The organism is Streptomyces sp. PsTaAH-137 (genome assembly GCF_003259365.1).
In the GTDB taxonomy this organism is placed as follows: domain Bacteria; phylum Actinomycetota; class Actinomycetes; order Streptomycetales; family Streptomycetaceae; genus Streptomyces.
In genome coordinates this window covers 54,714-75,335 of record NZ_QLLY01000027.1, presented here as the reverse complement: position 1 = coordinate 75,335, position 20,622 = coordinate 54,714, and the positions used below count along the sequence as shown (strand labels likewise).

Annotated in this window: 12 protein-coding genes; 3 read left to right on the top strand and 9 right to left on the bottom strand. The window is 70.8% G+C overall.

Going from position 1 to position 20,622, the window contains the following annotated elements:
• From ftsH to K377_RS37920, 6 genes are all read right to left on the bottom strand, one after another.
• On the bottom strand, positions 1-1,944 hold the full coding sequence (ftsH, locus tag K377_RS37945) for an ATP-dependent zinc metalloprotease FtsH (protein ID WP_111668201.1): 1,944 nt from the start codon (positions 1,942-1,944) through the stop codon (positions 1-3).
• A 153-nt stretch (positions 1,945-2,097) separates the two neighbouring features.
• Complete coding sequence (gene ffh / locus K377_RS37940; protein WP_111668200.1) at positions 2,098-3,654, bottom strand: signal recognition particle protein; 1,557 nt, start codon at positions 3,652-3,654, stop codon at positions 2,098-2,100.
• A 176-nt stretch (positions 3,655-3,830) separates the two neighbouring features.
• A complete protein-coding gene (locus K377_RS37935) occupies positions 3,831-6,272 on the bottom strand; it encodes a [protein-PII] uridylyltransferase (protein WP_111668199.1) in 2,442 nt (813 codons plus the stop codon).
• Positions 6,273-6,309: 37 nt separating this feature from the next.
• Positions 6,310-6,648, bottom strand: a complete 339-nt coding sequence (locus K377_RS37930; RefSeq protein WP_111668198.1) for a P-II family nitrogen regulator — start codon at positions 6,646-6,648, stop codon at positions 6,310-6,312.
• Positions 6,645-7,988 carry an ammonium transporter gene (locus tag K377_RS37925; RefSeq protein ID WP_111668197.1) on the bottom strand — a complete coding sequence of 448 codons (1,344 nt, stop codon included), beginning with the start codon at positions 7,986-7,988 and terminating at the stop codon, positions 6,645-6,647. The genes K377_RS37930 and K377_RS37925 overlap by 4 nt, the downstream gene beginning before the upstream one ends.
• 331 nt (positions 7,989-8,319) lie before the next feature.
• Positions 8,320-9,828, bottom strand: a complete 1,509-nt coding sequence (locus K377_RS37920; protein ID WP_111668196.1) for a hypothetical protein — start codon at positions 9,826-9,828, stop codon at positions 8,320-8,322.
• 499 nt (positions 9,829-10,327) lie between these two features.
• Here K377_RS37920 and K377_RS37915 point away from each other — a divergent pair, with 499 nt between their 5' ends.
• Positions 10,328-10,996 (top strand): bifunctional DNA primase/polymerase, encoded by a 669-nt coding sequence (locus tag K377_RS37915; protein WP_111668195.1) that lies wholly within the window; start codon positions 10,328-10,330, stop codon positions 10,994-10,996.
• Between the two features lie 138 nt (positions 10,997-11,134).
• Here the strand turns inward: K377_RS37915 and ftsY are convergent, their stop codons facing one another.
• Complete coding sequence (gene ftsY, locus K377_RS37910) at positions 11,135-12,340, bottom strand: signal recognition particle-docking protein FtsY (protein WP_111668194.1); 1,206 nt, start codon at positions 12,338-12,340, stop codon at positions 11,135-11,137.
• 216 nt (positions 12,341-12,556) lie between these two features.
• On the opposite strand from ftsY, the gene K377_RS37905 reads away from it, so the two are divergent.
• Both K377_RS37905 and K377_RS37900 read left to right on the top strand, forming a co-directional pair.
• Positions 12,557-14,014 carry a cytosine permease gene (locus tag K377_RS37905; protein WP_111668193.1) on the top strand — a complete coding sequence of 486 codons (1,458 nt, stop codon included), beginning with the start codon at positions 12,557-12,559 and terminating at the stop codon, positions 14,012-14,014.
• A gap of 68 nt (positions 14,015-14,082) precedes the next feature.
• Entirely contained in the window at positions 14,083-15,057 is a 975-nt protein-coding gene (locus K377_RS37900; protein WP_111668192.1) for an LLM class flavin-dependent oxidoreductase, read from the top strand.
• A gap of 234 nt (positions 15,058-15,291) precedes the next feature.
• Here K377_RS37900 and K377_RS37895 read toward each other — a convergent pair whose 3' ends face one another.
• Entirely contained in the window at positions 15,292-16,707 is a 1,416-nt protein-coding gene (locus tag K377_RS37895; protein WP_111668191.1) for a sugar porter family MFS transporter, read from the bottom strand.
• 246 nt (positions 16,708-16,953) lie between these two features.
• Entirely contained in the window at positions 16,954-20,520 is a 3,567-nt protein-coding gene (gene smc, locus K377_RS37890; RefSeq protein ID WP_111668190.1) for a chromosome segregation protein SMC, read from the bottom strand.
• Positions 20,521-20,622 lie beyond the last annotated feature (102 nt).

Genomic DNA, 20,622 nt, shown 5'->3' with positions numbered 1-20,622 from the left:
TCAGTCCTTGGTGAACCGGGTGACGCCGGCGACCCGGTAGGCGTCGGCCTCCTCCAGGGTCTCGTTCTCCAGGAGCGCCGCCGCCAGGGCGTCCAGCTGGTCGCGGTGGTCGCGCAGTTTGCGGCACGCCTCCTCGTAGCACTCGTCCACGATGCGGCGCATCTCGCCGTCGATCGTGTCCAGGGTGTCGGGGGCGGCGGCGAGCCCGTACGCCTGCTGGGCGTCGTTCGGCAGCGCGGAGAGGCGGCCGACCTTCTCGCTCATGCCCCAGCGGGCGACCATGCCGCGGGCGATGTTGGTGACCTGCTCCAGGTCGTTCTCCGCGCCGGTCGTGACGACCCCGTAGACGACCTGCTCGGCCGCCATACCGCCGAGCGCGCCGATGATGCGGCCCCGGAGGTACTCCTCCGTGTACGCGTACTTGTCGGAGTCGGGCGTGGACAGGGTGACGCCGAGGGCGCGGCCGCGCGGCACGATCGTGATCTTGCGGACCGGGTCGGCGCCGGGCTGCAGCATGCCGAGCAGGGCGTGGCCGCTCTCGTGGTACGCGGTGCGGCGGCGCTCCTCGTCGGGCATCACCAGCGGCCGCTCGGCGCCCAGCTGGACCTTCTCCAGCGCCTCCGAGAGGTCGCTCTGGGTGACCTGCTTCTGCTTGCGCTTGACGGCGAGGAGAGCCGCCTCGTTGGCGAGGTTGGAGAGTTCGGCGCCGGTCATGCCCGGTGTCGTCCGGGCCACCTGCGCGAGGTTCACGTCGTCGGCGAGCGGGATCTGCCGCGTGTGGATCTTGAGGATGGACTCGCGGCCGTCACGGTCGGGCGGCGAGACGTTGACGATGCGGTCGAAGCGGCCCGGCCGGGTCAGGGCCGGGTCCAGGACGTCCGAGCGGTTGGTGGCGGCGATGACGATGACGCCCTCGGAGCCGGAGAAACCGTCCATCTCGGTGAGGATCTGGTTCAGGGTCTGCTCGCGCTCGTCGTGACCGCCCATGCCGGAGCCGCCGCCACGGGCGCGGCCGATGGTGTCGATCTCGTCGATGAAGATGATCGACGGCGCGACCTTGCGGGCCTCGGCGAAGAGTTCGCGGACCCGGGAGGCGCCGACGCCGACGATCATCTCGATGAACTCGGAGGCGGAGGCCGAGAAGAACGGGACGCCCGCCTCCCCCGCGACCGCTCGCGCGAGCAGCGTCTTACCGGTCCCGGGCGGGCCCGCGAGGAGCACGCCACCCGGCATCTTGGCGCCCATGGCGCGGTAGGCGTCGGGGTTCTTGAGGAAGTCGACGACATCGTTGAGCTCGCCCTCCACCTCGTCGATCCCTGCGACGTCGTCGAAGGTGGTGCGCTTCTTGCCGGGCTCCAGCTCGACCGGTTTCGGTGGCTGTTTGCGGCCGAGCATGCCGCCCGCGCCGCCGCCCATGCCCTGGCTCATTCGGCGCGCGATGAAGATCCACAGCACGACGAGGAGCAGCATCGGGGCGAGGGAGATGAGCAGGTTGGACAGGAAGCTGCGTTCCTGGACGACCGGTTCGGCCGTCACCGTGACGTCGTGCTTCTCCAGGTTCGCCCAGAGGTCGTCGTCGGCGAAGGAGGGCCGCTGCGTCGTGAACTTCGTGTAGTTCTTGGCCCGGCTGTCGCTGTCGTCCGGGGTGGGCTGCTCCTTCTTGAGCTGGCCCTGGATCGCGTCGCCCTTGGCGTAGATCTTGGTGACGTTGTCGCTGGCGACCTGCTTGCTGAACTCGGTGTACGAGATGGTCGGCTCGTCGCCCTGGTTGAAGAAGGACAGGACCAGGTTGGCGATGAGATAGACGATCAGGGCCGTCAGGATGAGGCCGCCCCAGCCGCCGGGCATCTTGCGCTTGGGCGGCGGCTGCGGGGGCGGGGGCGGCGCGCCCTCGGAACGCCAGGGCTGATCGGTGCGGTCGCGCGGGGGTACTGGGTTCGCCACGCCTGGTCCCTCCTGCCGGCTGCCCTGGTCCTTGATCCTTGGTCCTTGGGCCCATCAGCGCACAGATCAGGACGGGCCGCCAGCCGGGAGGAGCAGCGCGAAGGGCCCGGAACCGATCCGGTTCCGGGCCCTTCGCGCGCGCGTACGGGCAGGTCAGCCCATGAACTTCTTGAACTCGTCGGGGAGCTCGAAGTTCTTGTCCTGCTGGCCGGCGCCGGGCAGACCGAGCGCGCCGCCGGACTCGGCGGCGGCCGCGCGGCGGGCGGCCTCCTCCTGCTCCTGCTGCTTGCGCTTCATCGGGTTGCCGGAGCGCTGCTTGCCCTTGGCCTTCTTCGGCTGCTTCTTGGTGCGGCCTGCGCCGCCGCCCATGCCCGGCATCCCGGGCATCCCCGGCATGCCGCCGCCCTGGGCCATGCGGGACATCATCTTGCGGGCCTCGAAGAACCGCTCGACCAGGTTCTTGACCGCGCTGACCTCGACGCCGGAACCCCGGGCGATACGGGCACGGCGCGAGCCGTTGATGATCGTGGCGTCGGCGCGCTCGGCCGGGGTCATCGACTTGATGATGGCGGCCGTGCGGTCGACGTCGCGCTCGTCGAGGTTGTTGATCTGGTCCTTCATCTGCGCCATGCCGGGCAGCATGCCGAGCAGCTTGGAGATGGAGCCCATCTTCCTGACCTGCTCCATCTGCGCCAGGAAGTCGTCGAGCGTGAAGTCCTGGCCCTTCTTGGAGGCCAGCTTGGAGGCCATCTTCTCGGCCTCTTGCTGCGAGAAGGTCTGCTCGGCCTTCTCGATCAGCGTGAGCATGTCGCCCATGCCGAGGATGCGGGACGCCATGCGGTCCGGGTGGAACGCGTCGAACTCGTCCAGCTTCTCGCCGTTCGAGGCGAACATGATCTGCTTGCCGGTGACGTGGGCGATCGAGAGCGCCGCACCACCGCGCGCGTCACCGTCGAGCTTGGAGAGCACCACGCCGTCGAAGCCGACGCCGTCACGGAACGCCTCGGCCGTGTTGACCGCGTCCTGACCGATCATGGCGTCGACGACGAAGAGGACCTCGTCGGGGCTGACGGCGTCGCGGATGTCCGCGGCCTGCTGCATCAGCTCCTGGTCGATGCCGAGGCGACCGGCGGTGTCGACGACGACCACGTCGTACACCTTGGACTTGGCGTACTCGACGGAGTCCTTGGCGACCTGGACGGGGTCGCCCACGCCGTTGCCCGGCTGCGGGGCGTAGATGCCGACGCCGGCGCGCTCGGCGACGACGCTCAGCTGGTTCACGGCGTTCGGCCGCTGGAGGTCACAGGCGACGAGCAGCGGCGAGTGGCCCTGGGCCTTGAGCCACAGACCCAGCTTTCCGGCCAGGGTGGTCTTACCGGCACCCTGCAGACCCGCGAGCATGATCACGGTCGGGCCGGTCTTGGCGAAGCGCAGCCGGCGGGTCTCGCCGCCGAGGATGCCGATGAGCTCCTCGTTGACGATCTTGATGACCTGCTGGGCCGGGTTGAGCGCCTGGGAGACCTCGGCGCCGGTCGCGCGCTCCTTGACCTGCTTGATGAAGGCGCGGACGACGGGCAGGGCGACGTCGGCCTCGAGCAGCGCGATACGGATCTCGCGGGCCGTGGCGTCGATGTCCGCTTCGCTCAGCCGGCCTTTGCCGCGGAGGTTCTTGAATGTCGCTGCGAGGCGATCGGAAAGAGTGTCGAACACGGCGGTCGCGAATCCTCGGGTCGGTGGGCTGTACGGACAGGTCGCCCTCCAGGGTATCGGGCCGCGCGAGCTGGGTCTGCGGCCCGGTCGCACGAGTGCGGCGCGACGGGGCGCGGGCCACGGGGCGCCGCCCCGGACCCCGCTCCTCGATCGCCGGAGGGGCTTGGACTCCGCGCCTACCCTCGGAGCGCCCCCTCCAGCCCCTTCGCCACCGACGCCGCCTCCTCCGAGGGCAACGGCGCCCCGTCGACCCCGGTGACGTAGAACGCGTCCACCGCGTTGGCCCCCAGCGTCGACACATGCGCCGAGCGCACCTGGACGCCGGATTCCTCCAGTGCGCGCCCGATCCGGAACAGCAGCCCCGGCGCGTCCTGGGCCCGTACCTCGATCACCGTCGCGAGCCGGGATCCGGCCGATGCCACGGCGACCCGGGCCGGCGGTGCCACCACGCCCCGGCGCCGCGGATAGGCGGCGTCCCGCTCGGCGAGCCGGGACGCGACGTCGAGGGACCCGTCGAGGGCCCGTACGAGGTCGGCGCGGAGCCGGGCGGCCTGCGGCAGGGAGCCGTACTCGGCGGCGACCCGCCAGTTCAGCAGCAGTACGGCCCCCTCGACGCCCTCGGGCAGGGTCAGCGACCGCAGTTCGGCCGTGCGCACGGTCAGCCGGTGCATGGCGAGCACCCCGGCCACGGCGGGCAGCACGCCCGGCTGGTCCGGTACGGCGATCAGCAGTTCCACGCCCAGCGGTTCGGGTCCCTCGGCCGGGTCGGGGGCGGCCTCGGTCTGCGCGCGCAGGGAGAGCACGGGCCCGCCGGTGCGGAACGCCTCCACCGCGAGCCGTTCCTGCTCGGCCGTGGGATCGGCCGCGTTCGGATCGAGGGGCTCGTCCCCGGCGAGCACCGCCGAGACCCGCTTGACCAGGTCGGTGACGAGGGACCCTCGCCAGGACGACCAGGCGGCCGGGCCCGTCGCGAGGGCGTCGGCCTCGGTGAGCGCGTGCAGCAGTTCGAGGGTGCCGACCGAGCCGACCGCGTCGGCGACGGCCCGCACGGTCGCCGGGTCCTCCAGGTCCCTGCGCGTCGCGGTCTCTACGAGCAGCAGGTGGTGCCGGACGAGCGAGGAGAGCACGGCCACGTCGGCGCGGTCGAAGCCGATCCGCGCGGCCACGTCCCGGGTGATGATCTCGCCCGCGACCGAGTGGTCGCCGGGCCATCCCTTGCCGATGTCGTGCAGCAGCGCCGCGACGAGGAGGAGGTCGGGGCGGCCGACGCGGCGGGTCAGCTCGCTCGCGCGGACGGCCGTCTCGACCAGGTGCCGGTCGACGGTCCAGGTGTGCACGGCGTTGCGCTGCGGCCGGCACCGCACCCGCTCCCAGTCCGGGAGCAGCCGGGTGATCAGCCCTTCGGCCTCCAGCGCCTCCCACACGTCGACGGTCGAGCGGCCGGCGCCGAGCAGCGTCACGAGTTGTTCGCGGGCCTCCGCGGGCCAGGGAGTGGGCAGCGGCCGGGCGGCCGCGGCCATCCGGCGCACCGCGTGCAGCGACAGCGGCAGCCCCGCCTGGGCCGCGGCAGCGGCGGCGCGCAGCGGCAGGACCGGGTCGCGGTCGGGTTTCGCGGCCCGCGCGAGCACGGCCTCGCCATCCATCTCGACGACGCCCTCGGCGAGCGGCGAGCGCTCCACCGGCGCCGTCTTCCCGCCGCTCAGCATGGCGCGCAGCCGGGGCCGTACGGCACGCGACTGGAGGACCCGGCCGACCTCGCGCCAGGTGACGTCACTGGCGTACGAGATCGTGCGCGCAGCCTCGTACACCTGTCTGAGCAGGGTGTCGGCGTCCAGCAGGCCCAGTTCGGCGGCGACCTGGTCCTGCTCCTGGAGAGCGAGCCGGTCGGTCGCGCGGCCGGTGGTCAGGTGCAGCGCGTCCCGTACGTCGAGCAGTCGGCGCCGCGCGTCGGCGAGCCCCTCGCGCGGGGCGTCCGCGAGCCAGGAGGCGGCGACGGCCCGCAGCGCCGTCGCGTCGCGCAGGCCGCCGCGCGCCTCCTTCAGGTCGGGTTCGAGCAGATACTGCAGTTCGCCCTGGCGTTCGCCACGCTCCTCGCACATCTCGCGCAGTTCCGGGAGCCGCTTGGGCGCCTGGTTGCGCCAGTCAGCGAGGATCGCGGTGCGCAGTCCGGCCGTCAGGCCCAGGTCTCCCGCGATGTGCCGGGCGTCGAGCAGGCCGAGGTGCACCTTGAGGTCGTCGCCCGCGGTCTTGCGGGCCTCGGCGGGGGTGCGCACCGAGTGGTCGAGGGCGAGGCCCAGGTCCCAGACCGGGTACCAGACGCGGTCGGCGAGGGCGGCGATCTCGCCGGGGTCGGCGGTGCCGTCGTGCAGCAGGAGCAGATCGAGGTCGCTGCGCGGGGAGAGCTCACCGCGTCCGTAGCCGCCGACGGCCACCAGCGAGACGCCCTGGGCGCCCTGGCCGAACAGTCCGGTCAGCCAGTCGTCGGTCAGCTCGGCGAGGGCCGAACGGCGCGGCGGCCCGGACTGCGCTCCTCCTTGGAGGAGACGCAGCCGGGCCGCCGCGTAGCCGCTGGGTTTGTCGTCCGATGATTCGGTCCGTACGTCGTTCACACTCGTCACCCAGCGACTCCCGTCCTTGTGCCAGCCGGTAAGGCTCTTACAGCGCGTCCGGTCCGCGCTCGCCGGTCCTGACCCTCACGGCCGTCTCGACGGGGACCGCCCAGACCTTGCCGTCACCGATCTTGCCGGTCCGCGCCGCCTTCACCACGACGTCGATCAGCTGGTCGGCGTCGTCGTCCTCGACCAGGACCTCGATCCGGATCTTGGGCACCAGGTCGACGGTGTACTCGGCTCCACGGTAGACCTCGGTGTGTCCGCGCTGACGGCCGTAGCCGCTGGCCTCGGTCACGGTCAGCCCCTGGACGCCGAAGGCCTGGAGGGCTTCCTTGATCTCGTCGAGCCGGTGCGGCTTGACGACCGCGGTGATGAGCTTCATGCGTCCACCTTCTTGGATTCCTGGGCCACCGGGGCCGGCACGGAGCTACGGGCCGCGGCGCCGCCGCCCGCTCCGCTGAAGTCGTACGCGGTCTCGGCGTGCTCGGTCTGGTCGATGCCCGTGACCTCGTCGTCCTCACTGACCCGCATACCGATGGTCTTGTCGATGAGGAAGGCGAGGATCGCGGAGGCGATCAGCGAGTAGGCGAGGACGCCGCCGACACCGGCGCACTGCTTCCAGAACTGGGTGAGGCCGCCGCCGTAGAACAGGCCCTGCGCGTCGGACTGGCCGCCGCCGGTGGCGAAGAAGCCGATCAGGAGCGAGCCGACGATGCCGCCGACGAGGTGGACACCGACGACGTCGAGCGAGTCGTCGTAGCCGAACTTGTACTTGAGGCCCACGGCCATGGCGCAGAGGACACCGGCGATGGCGCCGACGGCGATCGCGCCGAGCGGCGAGACGGCGCCACCGGACGGGGTGATCGCGACGAGACCGGCGACGGCACCGGAGGCGGCGCCGAGCGAGGTGAACGCGCCGTGGCGCAGCTTCTCGTAGATGAGCCAGGCGAGCATCGCGGCGGCGGTGGCGACCTGCGTGTTGACGAACATCAGCGCGCCGACGCCGTCGTCGTTGCCCAGCCAGGAGCCGGCGTTGAACCCGAACCAGCCGAACCACAGCAGACCGGCGCCGAGCATCGTCCACGGCAGCGAGTGCGGCCGCATCGGGTCCTTCTTGAAGCCGACGCGCTTGCCGATGACGAGGATGACGCCGAGCGCCGCGGCACCGGCGTTGATGTGCACGGCCGTACCGCCGGCGAAGTCGATCACGCCGAGGTCGAAGGCCCAGCCGCCGGTCCCCCACACCCAGTGCGCGACCGGGAAGTAGACGATCGTGGCCCACAGCGCGATGAACAGCGACCAGGCGGTGAACTTGACGCGGTCGGCCAGGGCGCCGCTTATCAGGGCGGGCGTGATGATGGCGAACATCAGCTGGAAGACGGCGAAGACGTAGACCGGGATGGTGTAGCCGTCCCAGAGCTGGGTCAGCCCGATCCCGCTGAGTCCGACGTAGTCGCCGTCCCAGCCGAAGAGCGACCCCTTGTCCGTGCCGAACGCGACGGAGAAGCCGTACAGCACCCACAGGATCGTGATGATCCCGAGGCTGATGAAGCTCATCATCAGCATGTTGAGGGTGCTCTTGACGCGGACCATGCCTCCGTAGAAGAAGGCCAGGCCCGGGGTCATGAGCATCACCAGGGCGGAACAGATCAGCATGAAGCCTGTGTTCGCGGCAGAGAGCTTGGGCGCTTCTGCGGCGAGCGTGATGGCGGCTGGTGCCATCGGCGTCTCCTCGTCGTTGGTACGGCCCCGTGCGGGCGAAGCCTGAGCGGTCACATGAGGGGTGGGCCGGTTATGAGCCATGAGATTGGCGCAGGCCGGTTTCCGTGGGTGCCCCTCGATGTTTCGCCGCAGTGACGAAGAGGTCGTGGGTGTTACGCGTCCATGAACTGCCGGATGACGGGTTTGCCGATCGTTATCGTGGCGCAACCAAGCGACGGTCACGGTGTGGACATGGACCGGCCGCGGCCGCCGTCCTCGATGACCTGGCGCGGGGGAGCCGAGTCGGGCTGTTTCGGGACGGGCCGGTCGCGGCCGGGGTTCTCGGAGGTGCTCAGACCGCCGCTTCGGCGGTCTCGGGCAGCTGTGCGGCGAGCAGGTCGGTGAGATCGATGACCTCGGCGAGGTCGCCGAAGTCGCGGACGGCGGTGTCCACGGTCTTGCGGATACGGGTGTTGACCCGCTCCGAGCGGACCTTGCGGGCGATGCCGAGGGCCTGCTTGGCCATCACGGTCGCCTGCTCCGGCTCCTTCTGGAGCAGGTGCACGGTGGCCATCCCGATCAGGTTCAGCGCGTAGGAACGCTGGTGCTCGGCGTCCTGGCCGAACAGGTCGACGGCCCGCTGCATCAGCGGCTCGGACATCGACGCGTAGGCGGGGCTGCGGCCGGCGACGTAGGCGAGGTCGCGGAACGAGTGGCTGTTCTCCCCGTGCAGTTCGGCCGCGGAGAAGAAGCGGATCCAGTCGGGGTCCGGCTCGTCCCAGTCGTCGGCGTCGGTGAAGGTGTCCTCGGCCATGCGCACGGCCCGCTTGCACTTGCCGGGCTGCCCCATGTTGGCGTAGGCGCGGGCCTCCATCGCATACAGCATGGCCTGGGTACGCGGACTGGCGCAGTCGCGGCTGCCGTACTGGGCGAGGTGGATGAGCTCCAACGCGTCGTCGGGGCGGCCGAGATGGATCATCTGGCGGCTCATGCTGCTGAGAATGTACGAGCCCAGCGGCTTGTCGCCCGCTTCTTTTGCGGCGTGCAGGGCGAGCACGAAGTACTTCTGGGCGGTGGGCTGGAGCCCCACGTCGTAGCTCATCCAGCCGGCCAGCTCCGCCAGTTCGGCGGCGACCTTGAACAGGCGCTTGGTGGTGGCCTCGGGCTGCGGCTCCTGGAGGAGGTCGGTCACCTCGTGCAATTGGCCGACGACCGCCTTGCGGCGCAGCCCGCCGCCGCACTGGGCGTCCCACTGGCGGAACATGACGGTGGTGGACTCCAGGAGGTCCAGCTCCGGCTTCGAGAGCCGGTTCGCCCTGCGGTGCGCGACGGTCTCCTGGTCGGCGCGGCTCGACCCGGCGCCGGGGGTGGGCACCAGCCAGCGCTGCATCGGCTCGATGAGGGCGGGGCCCGCGGCGAGCGCGAGCGAACTGCCGAGGAAGCCCCGGCGCGCGAGCATCAGGTCGCTGCGCGAGAACTCACCGATGAGCGCGACGGTCTGCGGTCCGGTCCACGGCAGGTCGACGCCGGAGACGGAGGGGGCCTGGTGGGCGGCGCGCAGGCCGAGGTCCTCGACGGCGACGACACAGCCGAAACGCTCGGAGAACAGCTCGCTGAGGATTCTGGGGATCGGCTCGCGCGGGTTCTCCCCGTCGAGCCAGCGGCGCACCCGTGAGGTGTCCGTCGAGATGTGGTTGGCCCCCAACTGGCGGGCCCTCCGGTTCACTTGGCGGGCCAGCTCGCCCTTCGACCAGCCACTGCGCAGGAACCACGAGTTGAGCAGTTCGTTCGGGCGCTTCTCCGCGTTCGCCACGCTGCCGCCGCTGCCGCCCACTGGAACGCCCCCATTCCCTGAAGCCATCTACGCGATCTCTGTCGTCAAGCGATCCGTGCCGTCCGAGACGCCCGCCGTCCGAGACGCCCAACGCCAAAGCCCTGTCGGCCACTCACTGTCAGCAAGTTGTCAGCAAGCACTACCAGGATGCCGTCAACTACGGCTTCCCGTCCGGCAGTTGTCACTCCTCGAACAGGAATCCGGCTTGCCTCCGGCATACCCACGGGTGCATGTACCCCGAGGGTTCGCGCACTGAAAGTAATCCTACGATCACCCCTCTCGCGAGGGCGAACCCGGAAACGCCACCATTCGCCACCCCTTCGAATGAACTCAGTTGCGCTCACACACGATTCACTTGACATAGGACAGCCGGAGATGGGCGGAGCGTAGTGCGCCGGGGCGCGTGACCTCGCGGCGCACCACCCCGGATGCGGCTCACCGCCGCCCCGACCAAGCGGCGTGTGCATCGGGTCACGATCCGTATCCGTCGCGTAACCACCGGCGCGCGGGACCTGTTGGAGGGGGCATGGGCTTCACGATCGGCGGCATTCGCGAGATGCGTTCCGGCACACGACGCCGGGGCCGCGCGTCCGGCCGCGCTTCTGACTGCACCACCGTGGCGGAGTTCACCGGGCTCTGGGGCTGGGACGTGGTGCCCGGCGCGCGCGCCGCGGGCGGCGTCTGCTCCTGCGGCAAGGCGGACTGCCAGTCCCCCGGCGCCCATCCGCTCGACCCGGCCGCCTTCGTCCCGGCCGGCGCCACCCTCGACGAGGTGACGGCGGCCTGGGGGCAGTTCCCCGGCGCCGCGGTGCTGCTCCCCGTGGGGCGCGCCTTCGACATCCTGGACGTGCCCGAGGCGGCGGGCCGCCGGGCGCTGATCCGGCTGGAGCGCATGGGCGTCCCCCTCGGCCCGGTCGTCGCCACCCCGGAGGGCCGCGCGCACTTCTTCGTCGCCCCCGGCGCCGCGGCCGAACTGCCGACCCTGCTCTACCGCATGGGCTGGGACGGCGCCTCCCTCGACCTGCACGCGCTCGGCGCCGGTGAGCACATCACGGCCCCGCCGTCGGACCGCGCGGGCCTCGGCCCCGCCACCTGGCTGCGCGCCCCGTCCCTGGACACCGCGACACAGCCACCGCAGGCCCGCCTGCTGCTGGGCGCACTGGCGTACGTGGCCCACCGGTCGCCCTGCGCCTAGGGTCGGCCTCCGGCCGGCCCGCACAGAGAAAAGCCCGCGCAGAGAAAAGCCCGTACAGAGAAGCCCGTACAGAGAAAAGTGCGGGGAACCGCGTCTCCGCAGTTCCCCGCACTCTCCGTGTCGGCGGCGCCGAATCGATTACTCGCCGATCAGCGCGTCCACGAACGCCTCGGCCTCGAAGGGGGCCAGGTCGTCCGGGCCCTCGCCCAGGCCGATCAGCTTGACCGGCACGCCCAGCTCGCGCTGGACCGCGATCACGATGCCGCCCTTGGCGGTGCCGTCCAGCTTGGTCAGCACGATGCCGCTGATGTCGACGACCTCGGCGAAGACGCGGGCCTGGACCAGGCCGTTCTGCCCGGTCGTCGCGTCGAGCACGAGCAGGACCTCGTCGAGCGGCGCGTGCTTCTCCACGACGCGCTTGACCTTGCCGAGCTCGTCCATCAGGCCGGTCTTGGTGTGCAGCCGGCCGGCGGTGTCGATGAGGACGACGTCCGCGCCCGCCTCGATGCCTTCCTTCACGGCGTCGAAGGCGATGGACGCCGGGTCGCCGCCCTCGGGGCCGCGCACGGTGCGGGCGCCGACGCGCTCGCCCCAGGTCTGCAGCTGATCGGCGGCGGCGGCGCGGAACGTATCTGCGGCGCCGAGCACGACGTTCTTGCCGTCGGCGACGAGCACGCGCGCGAGCTTGCCGGTGGTGGTGGTCTTGCCGGTGCCGTTGACCCCGACGACCATCACGATGCCCGGCGTATCCAGGTTCGAGTCCGTCTTCACGGCACGGTCGAACTCGGGAACGAGCAGCTTGAGGAGCTCCTCGCGCAGCAGGCCGCGCAGCTCCTCGGGGGTGCGGGTGCCGAGGACCTTCACGCGCTCGCGCAGGTTCTCGACCAGCTCCTGGGTGGGCTGCACACCGACGTCGGCGGTGAGCAGGGTGTCCTCGATCTCCTCCCAGGTGTCCTCGTCGAGGTGCTCGCGCGACAGGAGCGTGAGCAGCCCCTTGCCGAGCGCGTTCTGCGAGCGCGACAGCCGGGCGCGCAGCCGCACCAGGCGGCCCGCGGTCGGCTCCGGTACCTCGACCTCGGGAGCGGCGGGCTCCTCGACCACCACAGGAGCCGCGGGCTCCTCGGTGACCGGAAGGTCCACCTCCTCGATCGTGCGCCGCGCTTCGTCGCGCGGCGTCTCGGCCTCGTCGCCTACGTGCGGCTCGGCGGGCGGGGCGGCGGTGATGTCGGGGGCCGACGGGGGAGGAGGCGGCAGCTGCTTCTTCTTGCGACCGCTGACCACCAGCCCGCTGACCGCGCCGATCACGACCACGGCGATGACTACAGCAAGGATGACGATTTCCATAACCCGTCCAGTATCAGTCATGGGCCCTGACCGGGGCGGTTCTCGTCGCTTCCTCCAAAGGACAAAGTGCCCTGGAGGGCATTACTCGGACTAAAGTACGATGGAAGAGGTCGCGTCAACGCGCGTAGAGTCCATCGAGATCGATTCGCCCCCCACTCCCCCACCGGCTCTCCTGTCCCCGTCGGAGCCGAGCGAGAGGCACGGAGCCCCACCGCCATGAGCAAGACCGCCGCATCCGAAGGCGCCCTGGAGACACGCGGCCTCGAGCCCGTCCCCGATTCCGAGCGCACCGCCAAGACCCGCGACCTCTTCCCGACCTGGGTCGGCGCCAACATCAGCGTCCTGCTGCTGACGATGGGCGCGAGCCTCGTCGTGGCGTACAAGCTCAACTTCTGGCAGGCCCTCGTCGTCGCGATCGCGGCGCCCATCGTGTCGTACGGCCTGGTCGGCCTGATCGGCATCGCGGGCAAGCGCGGCGGCGCTCCCGGCATGGCGCTGTCCCGCGCGGTCTTCGGCCAGCGCGGCAATCTGCTGCCCGGCTCACTGATCTGGATCGCGCGCTGGGGCTGGGAGACGATCAACGCGGTGACGGGCGCCTACGCCGTCCTGACGATCCTCAGCATTCTGTTCGACATCAAGAAGAACAACGTCCTGGTGATCGTCACCCTGCTCGCCTTCGTGGTCGCCACGTTCGTGATCTCCGGACTCGGCATCAACGCCGTACAGAAGTGCAACAAGTACGCGACGTACCTCTTCGGCCTCTTCTCGGTCCTGGTGCTGGTCTATCTGATCGTCGACACCGACTGGTCCGCGGTCTTCGGCCGGCCCGCCGGGCAGACCTCCCTGATGGTCGCGGGCATCGGCATGATCGCCGCGGGCGGCGTCAGCTGGATCCCGTCCTCCCCCGACTTCACCCGGTACCTGCCGCGCACCGCCTCCTCCCGGGCGATCGTCGGGACCTCCATCGGCGGCGCGGGCATCGTCGTGCTGCCCATGGTCCTGATGGGTGCCGTCATGGCGGTCTCCACGCCCGACCTGGCCTCGGCCTCCGACCCGGTCTCCTTCCTCGGTGAGCTGCTGCCCACCTGGATCGCGGTGCCGTACCTGCTGATCTCCCTGGTCGGCATGCTGCTGATCAACGCCATGTCGATGTACTCGGCCGGCTTCACCGCGCAGACCCTCGGGTTCAAGATCCCGCGCCACTGGGCCGTCTCGGTCAACGCGGTGATCTCGCTGGTCTTCGGCGGCATCCTGATGCTGGTCGCCACCAGCTTCATGGGCTCGTTCATCGCCTTCCTGTCGCTGCTCGCGGTCGCCTTCTCCGCCTGGGTGGGCGTCTTCGGCGCGGACATGTTCACGCGCAAGCACTACGACGCGGCGGCCATGCTCGACACCACCCGCACCAGCGCCTACTGGTACAAGGGCGGCTTCTCCCCCGCCGCCGTCGTCTCCTGGGCGGCGGGTCTCGCTGCGGGGCTGCTGTTCACCTCGTCGGACTGGTTCTCCGGCCCGCTGGCCGGCAACAACTTCATCGGGGAGTACGGGCTGGGCTGGATCGTCACGATCGTCGTCTCGGGCCTGCTCTACCTGGCGCTGCCGAAGCCGGCGGACACCACCACAGCGCCGGACGCCGCCGACGAAGCACCCCGGGAGCCCGAGACCATGGCTATCTGACGCAGCGTCAGCTACCGTCCCCCTTCACCCGAGCCCGAGCCCCGAGCCCGCTGAAGGGGGACTTTTCCATGCCTGTCTCCGTCGTACGGTTCAATCTGGTCGACCCCGACGGCACGCCGGAGTCGCTCAGCGCCCGCTATCAGGCGGCCGTGGAGATGGCGGTGTACGCCGACGAGCGGGGCATCGACACCGTGCAGACCGAGGAGCACCACGGCGTCGCCAACAACTGGCTGTCCTCGCCGTTCACCTTCGCCGGCGCGGTCCTCGGCGCCACCCGCCGGATCGCGGTCACGGTCTCCGCGATCATCGGCCCGCTGCACGACCCGCTGCGCCTCGCCGAGGACATCGCCGTCCTGGACCTGCTCAGCGGCGGCCGCCTGGTGACGGTCGCCGGGATCGGCTACCGGCCCGAGGAGTACGCGCAGTTCGACGTGGAGTGGAAGCGGCGCGGCAAGCTCCAGGACGAACTCCTGGAGACGCTGCTGAAGGCCTGGTCCGGCGAGGAGTTCACCTTCCGCGGGCGCCGGGTCCGGGTCACTCCCCGGCCGTTCACCCAGCCTCATCCCCTGCTCCTGGTCGGCGGTTCCTCGCAGGCGGCCGCGCGCCGGGCGGCCCGGCTCGGGCTGCCGCTCTTCCCGAGCGCGCACCTCCCGGAGCTTGAGACGTACTACAAGGAGAAGCTCGTCGAGTACGGGACCGAGGGCTGGACCATGATGCCCACGGAGACCACCCCGCTGCTGCACCTCTCCGAGGACCCGGACCGCAGCTGGGCCGAGTACGGCAAGCACTTCCTGCACGAGGCCCGCACGTACGCGTCCTGGCAGTCGGGCGACATCAAGTCGGCCGTGAAGTCGGCGGCCTCGACCGTCGACGAACTGCGCGCCGAGGGCGTCTACCGGATCCTCACGCCGGCGGAGTGCGTGGCGCAGAGCCTCGACAACTACGTACTGCACCCGCTGTCGGGCGGCATGCCCCTGGAGGAGGGCTGGCGCAGCCTGCGGCTGTTCGCGGAGGAGGTCATCCCGGCGATGTCCGGTGGCTGAGCCGCGGCCGCGGGTGGTGCACTGCGGGGATGAGCCTGCTGGTGTAAGTCTTCGTCCGTAATCGGACGGCGAGAGAGCTGCCGTACGGCGCCGGAGATCGGCGGCGGCGTGCTGGTCCGGTGATCCGCGGAACGACGGCGCCGCCCCCGGAGGACCGGAGGCGGCGGAGTCGACGGGGAGACGGCGGCGGGGGATGAGAAGCCGTCTCCCCGGGTCGTGCGGGGAGCGGGCGGGTCAGCCCATCTCCTCCAGCGCCTTGCCCTTGGTCTCCTTGACGAACTTGAGCACGAAGGGGATGGAGAGCGCGGCGAACACCGTGTAGATGATGTACGTCGCCGACAGGTTCCAGTCGGCCAGGGACGGGAAGCTCGCGGTGATCGCCCAGTTGGCGATCCACTGCGCCGAGGCGGCCACGCCCAGTGCGGCGGCACGGATCCGGTTCGGGAACATCTCGCCGAGGAAGACCCAGACGACGACACCCCACGACAGGGCGAAGAAGAGGACGAACACGTGGGCCGCGACCAGGGCCACCCAGCCCTGCGTGGCCGGCAGCTTGCCGTCCACCAGGTCGTAGGAGAACGCCCACGCCTCCAGGCCGAGACCGATGACCATACCGACGGAACCGATCAGGGCCAGCGGCTTGCGGCCGATCCGGTCCACGAAGATCATCGCGATGACCGTACCGACGATGTTGATGATCGACGTCGTGAAGGAGTAGAAGAACGAGTCCGACGGGTCGATGCCGACGGACTGCCACAGCGTCGACGAGTAGTAGAACGCGACGTTGATGCCGACGAACTGCTGGAAGACCGACAGACCGATACCGATCCAGACGATCGGCTTGAAGAAGAAGCTGCCGCCGAGCAGGTCCTTGAAACTCGACTTGTGCTCGCTGCGCATGGCGTTCTCGATCTCGCTCACGCGCGCGTCGAGGTCGATCCTGTCGCCCTCGACCTCTTCGAGAACCTTCTTCGCCCGGTCGGTCTTGCCCACCGAGATCAGGAAGCGCGGCGACTCCGGGATCGCGAAGGACAGCAGCCCGTAGAGCACGGCCGGAATCACCATGACGCCGAGCATGACCTGCCAGGCCTCGAGACCCATCAGCTTGCCGCGCTGGTCACCGCCCGCCGCGTTCAGCAGACCCCAGTTGACCAACTGGGAGATGGCGATACCGATGACGATCGCCGCCTGCTGGAAGGAGCCGAGCCGGCCGCGGTAGGCGGGCGGGGCGACCTCGGCGATGTAGGCCGGGCCGATCACCGAGGCCATACCGATGGCGAAGCCACCGATGATGCGCCAGAACGCCAGGTCCCACAGGGCGAAGGGGAGCGCCGAGCCGACGGCGCTGATGGTGAACAGGACCGCCGCGATCTGCATGCACCGGATCCGCCCGATCCGGTCGGCGATCCGCCCCGCGGTGGCGGCACCGATGGCACAGCCGATCAGCGCGATGGCGATCACCTGTGCGAGCCCGGCGGAGCCGATGTCGTACCGGTCGCGGATGGCCTCGACGGCGCCGTTGATCACGGAACTGTCGTAGCCGAACAGGAAGCCGCCCATCGCGGCCGCGGCCGCGATGAAAATGACATGGCCCAGATGCTCGGGCTGAGCGTCCCGGGCTCCGGAACTGGGTGCCGCTGTATCGGTCACGTGTACTCCTCGGGCCACCGGCTTCACTGCCGGGGGTGGGGGCGAGAGCCCTTCCAGTGGCGCACACGATGACGCGGCTCACCACCTGAAGGTAAAAGCAACGTTGCAGAGACTATGCGTTCAAGTTTCGAAGTCAATACTTGGGGTGCTGTGAACTTTTGGGCACAGCAGAGCCCAGTTGTGTTCAACTCTTGAATGACAGTGAAGGCCCTGAAGGGCATCGGAGGAGTACCGCCGGACGGGCGCCTACCGCAGCCGCTGGCTGATCACCTTCGACACCCCGTCGCCCTGCATGGAGACGCCGTACAGCGCGTCGGCGACCTCCATCGTGCGCTTCTGGTGCGTGATCACGATGAGCTGCGAGGCCTCCTGAAGCTCCTGCATGATGCGGATCAGGCGCTGCAGATTGGTGTCGTCGAGAGCGGCCTCGACCTCGTCCATCACGTAGAACGGGCTGGGCCGCGCCTTGAAGATGGAGACCAGCATCGCCACGGCGGTCAGCGAGCGCTCGCCGCCGGAGAGCAGGCTCAGCCGCTTGACCTTCTTGCCCGGCGGGCGGGCCTCGACGTCCACGCCCGTGGTGAGCATGTTGTCGGGGTCGGTCAGGATCAGCCGTCCCTCGCCGCCCGGGAACAGCCGGCTGAAGACGCCCTCGAACTCCCGCGCCGTGTCCCGGTACGCCTCGGTGAACACCTGCTCGACGCGCTCGTCCACCTCCTTCACCACTTGAAGGAGGTCGGTACGGGTCTTCTTCAGGTCCTCCAGCTGCTCACTGAGGAACTTGTGGCGCTCTTCGAGCGCCGCGAACTCCTCCAGGGCAAGGGGGTTGACCTTGCCCAGCTGCTGATAGGCGCGCTCGGCGGACTTGAGCCGTTTCTCCTGCTCCGAACGGACGAACGGCCGCGGCTGGTTGCGCGGATGCTCCGGGTCCTCGGGCAGTTCCTCGCCCTCGGCGGGGAGCGAGGGCGGCACGAGCTTGCCGGGACCGTAGTCCGCGACGAGTCCGGCCGGCTCGACACCCAGTTCCTCCAGGGCCTTGGTCTCCAGCTGCTCGATCCGCAGCCGCTTCTCCGCCCCCAGTACCTCGCCGCGGTGAACCGAATCAGTGAGTTTGTCGAGTTCCGCCTTGAGATCCCGGCCGCGGCCCCGCTCGGCGACGAGTTCCTGCTCCCGTACGGCCTTGGCCCGCTCGGCGAGCGTGCGCTCCGCGTCGGCCCGCGCGATGGAGACCTCGACGTGCACGAGCAGCTGCCGGGCGCCGGACGCGACGGCCTCGGCGACCGCGGCCTCGTGCCGGAGCCGGACCCGCTGCCGCTCGGCACGCGCGCGTGCCTCTCGTTCGGCGCGGGCGGCCCGGTCGAGCGAGTCGGCGCGCCCCGCGAGCCCCTTGACCCGCTCCTCGTGCGTACGCACCTGAAGACGGGCCTCCATCTCCGTCTGCCGCGCGTTGGCCCCGTCGGCGGAGAGCCGGTCGCGCACGGACGTGTCCGGCTCCTCGCCCCCGTCGCCGTGGGCGGACTGCTCCTCGGCCACGGCAAGCCGCTCGGCCAGTTCCTCGGCGTCCATCGCGGCCTTCTCCAGCGCGTCCTGCGCCTTGGCCGCCGCGGCCGCGCTCCGCTCGGCCTCGCCCGCGGCGCCCCGCGCCTGCCCGGCGAGCCGCCCGAGCTGCTGCGCCCGGCCGGAGCGCTCCCGCTCCGTGGCCCGCTGCCGCTGCCCCAGCTCCTCGACGAGCGCGGCGCACTCCTTGCGCCGCGCCCCCGCCGCCTGCTGGACCTCGGCCAGTTCCTCGCACTGGGCGGCCAGCCGCTCCAGCTCGGCCGCGGCCTCGTCGACGGAGGCCTGGACCTCCAGGAGGCTGGGCGCCCCGGCGGACCCGCCGTGCGCGAAGTGCGCACCGAGCAGATCTCCCTCAGCGGTGACCGCGGTCAGCTCGGGCCGGGCGTAGACCAGGTCCTCGGCGTCCTCCAGGGTCCCGACGACAACGATGCCGCGCAGCAGCCTGCGCACCGCGGGCAGCAACTCGGACGGTCCGCGGACCAGTTCGGCGGCGTAGGGCGGACTGCCCGGCCCCGCCGCCTCCGGCTCGCCGGAGGCCTCCCCCGCGAGCAGCAGGGCGGCCCGGCCCGCGTCCTGCTTGCGCAGGAGGCGAATCGCTTCGGCAGCGGCGGTCGGCGAGGTCACGGCGATGGCGTCGGCCGCCGCCCCGAAGGCCGCCGCCACGGGTACCTCGAACCCGGGTTCCACGGAGAGCAGTTCGGCGGCGGGTCCGAGCAGCCCGCTCAGCCGTTCCTTCGCCCCGAGCAGCGCCCCCGTACCGTCCTTCCTGCGCAGCCCGAGCGCGAGCGCCTCGTGCCGGGCGGCGACGGCGGCCCGCTTGCGCTCGGCGGAGGTGGCGGCCTCCCGGGCGGCGGACAGCGCGGACTCGGCACCGGAGAGCCCGGTCTTCGCCTCCTCCAGGCGCGCTCCGAGCTCTTCGTCACCGGCGTCGAGCCCGTCGACCTCGGCCTTGAGCTGCTCGTACTCCTCCTGCGCCGCGACGGACCGCTGCTCGGCCTCGTCCCGCGCGGCGGCGAGCCGGTCGATCTCGGCCCGGGCGGAGGCGGCCCGCGAGTGCGCCGCGTTGACCTGCCCCTGCAGTCGGGCCAGGCCCTCCCGGCGGTCGGCGATGGCCCGGGCGACATCCTTGAGCCGGCGCTCCTCGACCGCCAGTTCGCGCTCCAGGTCGGCCCGGTGGGACACCGTCTCGTCGAGGGCGGTCTGCGCCGCCTCCAGGGCGGCCTCCAGCTCGGCCTCCTGCTCCCGTACCCGGGCCGCCTCGCGCTCCAGGTCCTCGGGGTCGCGGCCGCGCCGCTCCTCGGCGGGTGCGGACCGGGCGCTCGTCACCCGCGCGTCGGCCAGCGAGACGGTCCCGCGCACACGCTCGGCGAGCTGGGACAGCTCCACCCAGGTCTGCTGTGCGCGCTGCAACCGCGGCGTGAGCTGCCGGACCTCGTCCTCCAGGTGCCCCTCGCGCAACAGGGCCTTCTTCAGCTCGTCCTCAGCGGCCTCCTTGCGCCGCTTCAGCTCGGCCTCGTCGGCGACCTCGGCGCTGAGCGCCTCCCGCAGCCGTACGAGATCGTCGGCGAGCAGGCGCAGCCGTGCGTCGCGCAGATCGGCCTGGATGACGGCGGCCCGCCGGGCGACGGCCGCCTGGCGGCCGAGCGGCTTGAGCTGCCGCCGCAGTTCGTCGGTGAGGTCCTGGACGCGGGAGAGGTTGGCCTGCATCGCGTCGAGCTTCCGCAGCGCCTTCTCCTTGCGCTTGCGGTGCTTGAGGACGCCGGCGGCCTCCTCGATGAAGGCGCGGCGGCCCATGGGGTCGGCGTGCAGGACGGAGTCGAGCTGGCCCTGCCCGACGATGACGTGCATCTCGCGGCCGATGCCGGAGTCGGAGAGCAGGTCCTGGATGTCGAGGAGGCGGCAGGTGTCGCCGTTGATCTGGTACTCGCTGCCGCCGTTGCGGAACATGATCCGCGTGATGGTGACCTCTGCGTACTCGATGGGCAGGGCCCCGTCGGAGTTGTCGATGGTCAGCGACACCTCGGCGCGGCCGAGCGGCGGCCGGCCGGTGGTACCGGCGAAGATGACGTCCTCCATCTTGCCGCCGCGCAGCGACTTGGCGCCCTGCTCGCCCATGACCCAGCTGAGAGCGTCCACGACATTGGACTTGCCCGAGCCGTTGGGCCCCACGACACAGGTGATGCCCGGCTCGAACCGCAGCGTGGTGGCCGAGGCGAACGATTTGAACCCGCGCAGGGTCAGAGCCTTGAGGTGCACGCCGTCGGACTCTACCGGGCGCCCCCGTCTCACTCCATGAACCCACGGTTTCACCGATGAAGGTGCAGGGCACATCAGACGTTAAGAAAGCGCTTCGGTGCG

What these genes read in the sequence shown, in the direction of transcription:
- K377_RS37905 (WP_111668193.1), top strand. Translation starts at nt 12,557, where the DNA reads ATGAGCAAGACCGCCGCATCCGAAGGCGCCCTGGAGACACGCGGCCTC.
- K377_RS37900 (WP_111668192.1), top strand. Translation starts at nt 14,083, where the DNA reads ATGCCTGTCTCCGTCGTACGGTTCAATCTGGTCGACCCCGACGGCACG.
- ftsY (WP_111668194.1), bottom strand. Translation starts at nt 12,340, where the DNA reads ATGGAAATCGTCATCCTTGCTGTAGTCATCGCCGTGGTCGTGATCGGC.
- K377_RS37915 (WP_111668195.1), top strand. Translation starts at nt 10,328, where the DNA reads ATGGGCTTCACGATCGGCGGCATTCGCGAGATGCGTTCCGGCACACGA.
- K377_RS37930 (WP_111668198.1), bottom strand. Translation starts at nt 6,648, where the DNA reads ATGAAGCTCATCACCGCGGTCGTCAAGCCGCACCGGCTCGACGAGATC.
- K377_RS37920 (WP_111668196.1), bottom strand. Translation starts at nt 9,828, where the DNA reads ATGGCTTCAGGGAATGGGGGCGTTCCAGTGGGCGGCAGCGGCGGCAGC.
- K377_RS37925 (WP_111668197.1), bottom strand. Translation starts at nt 7,988, where the DNA reads ATGGCACCAGCCGCCATCACGCTCGCCGCAGAAGCGCCCAAGCTCTCT.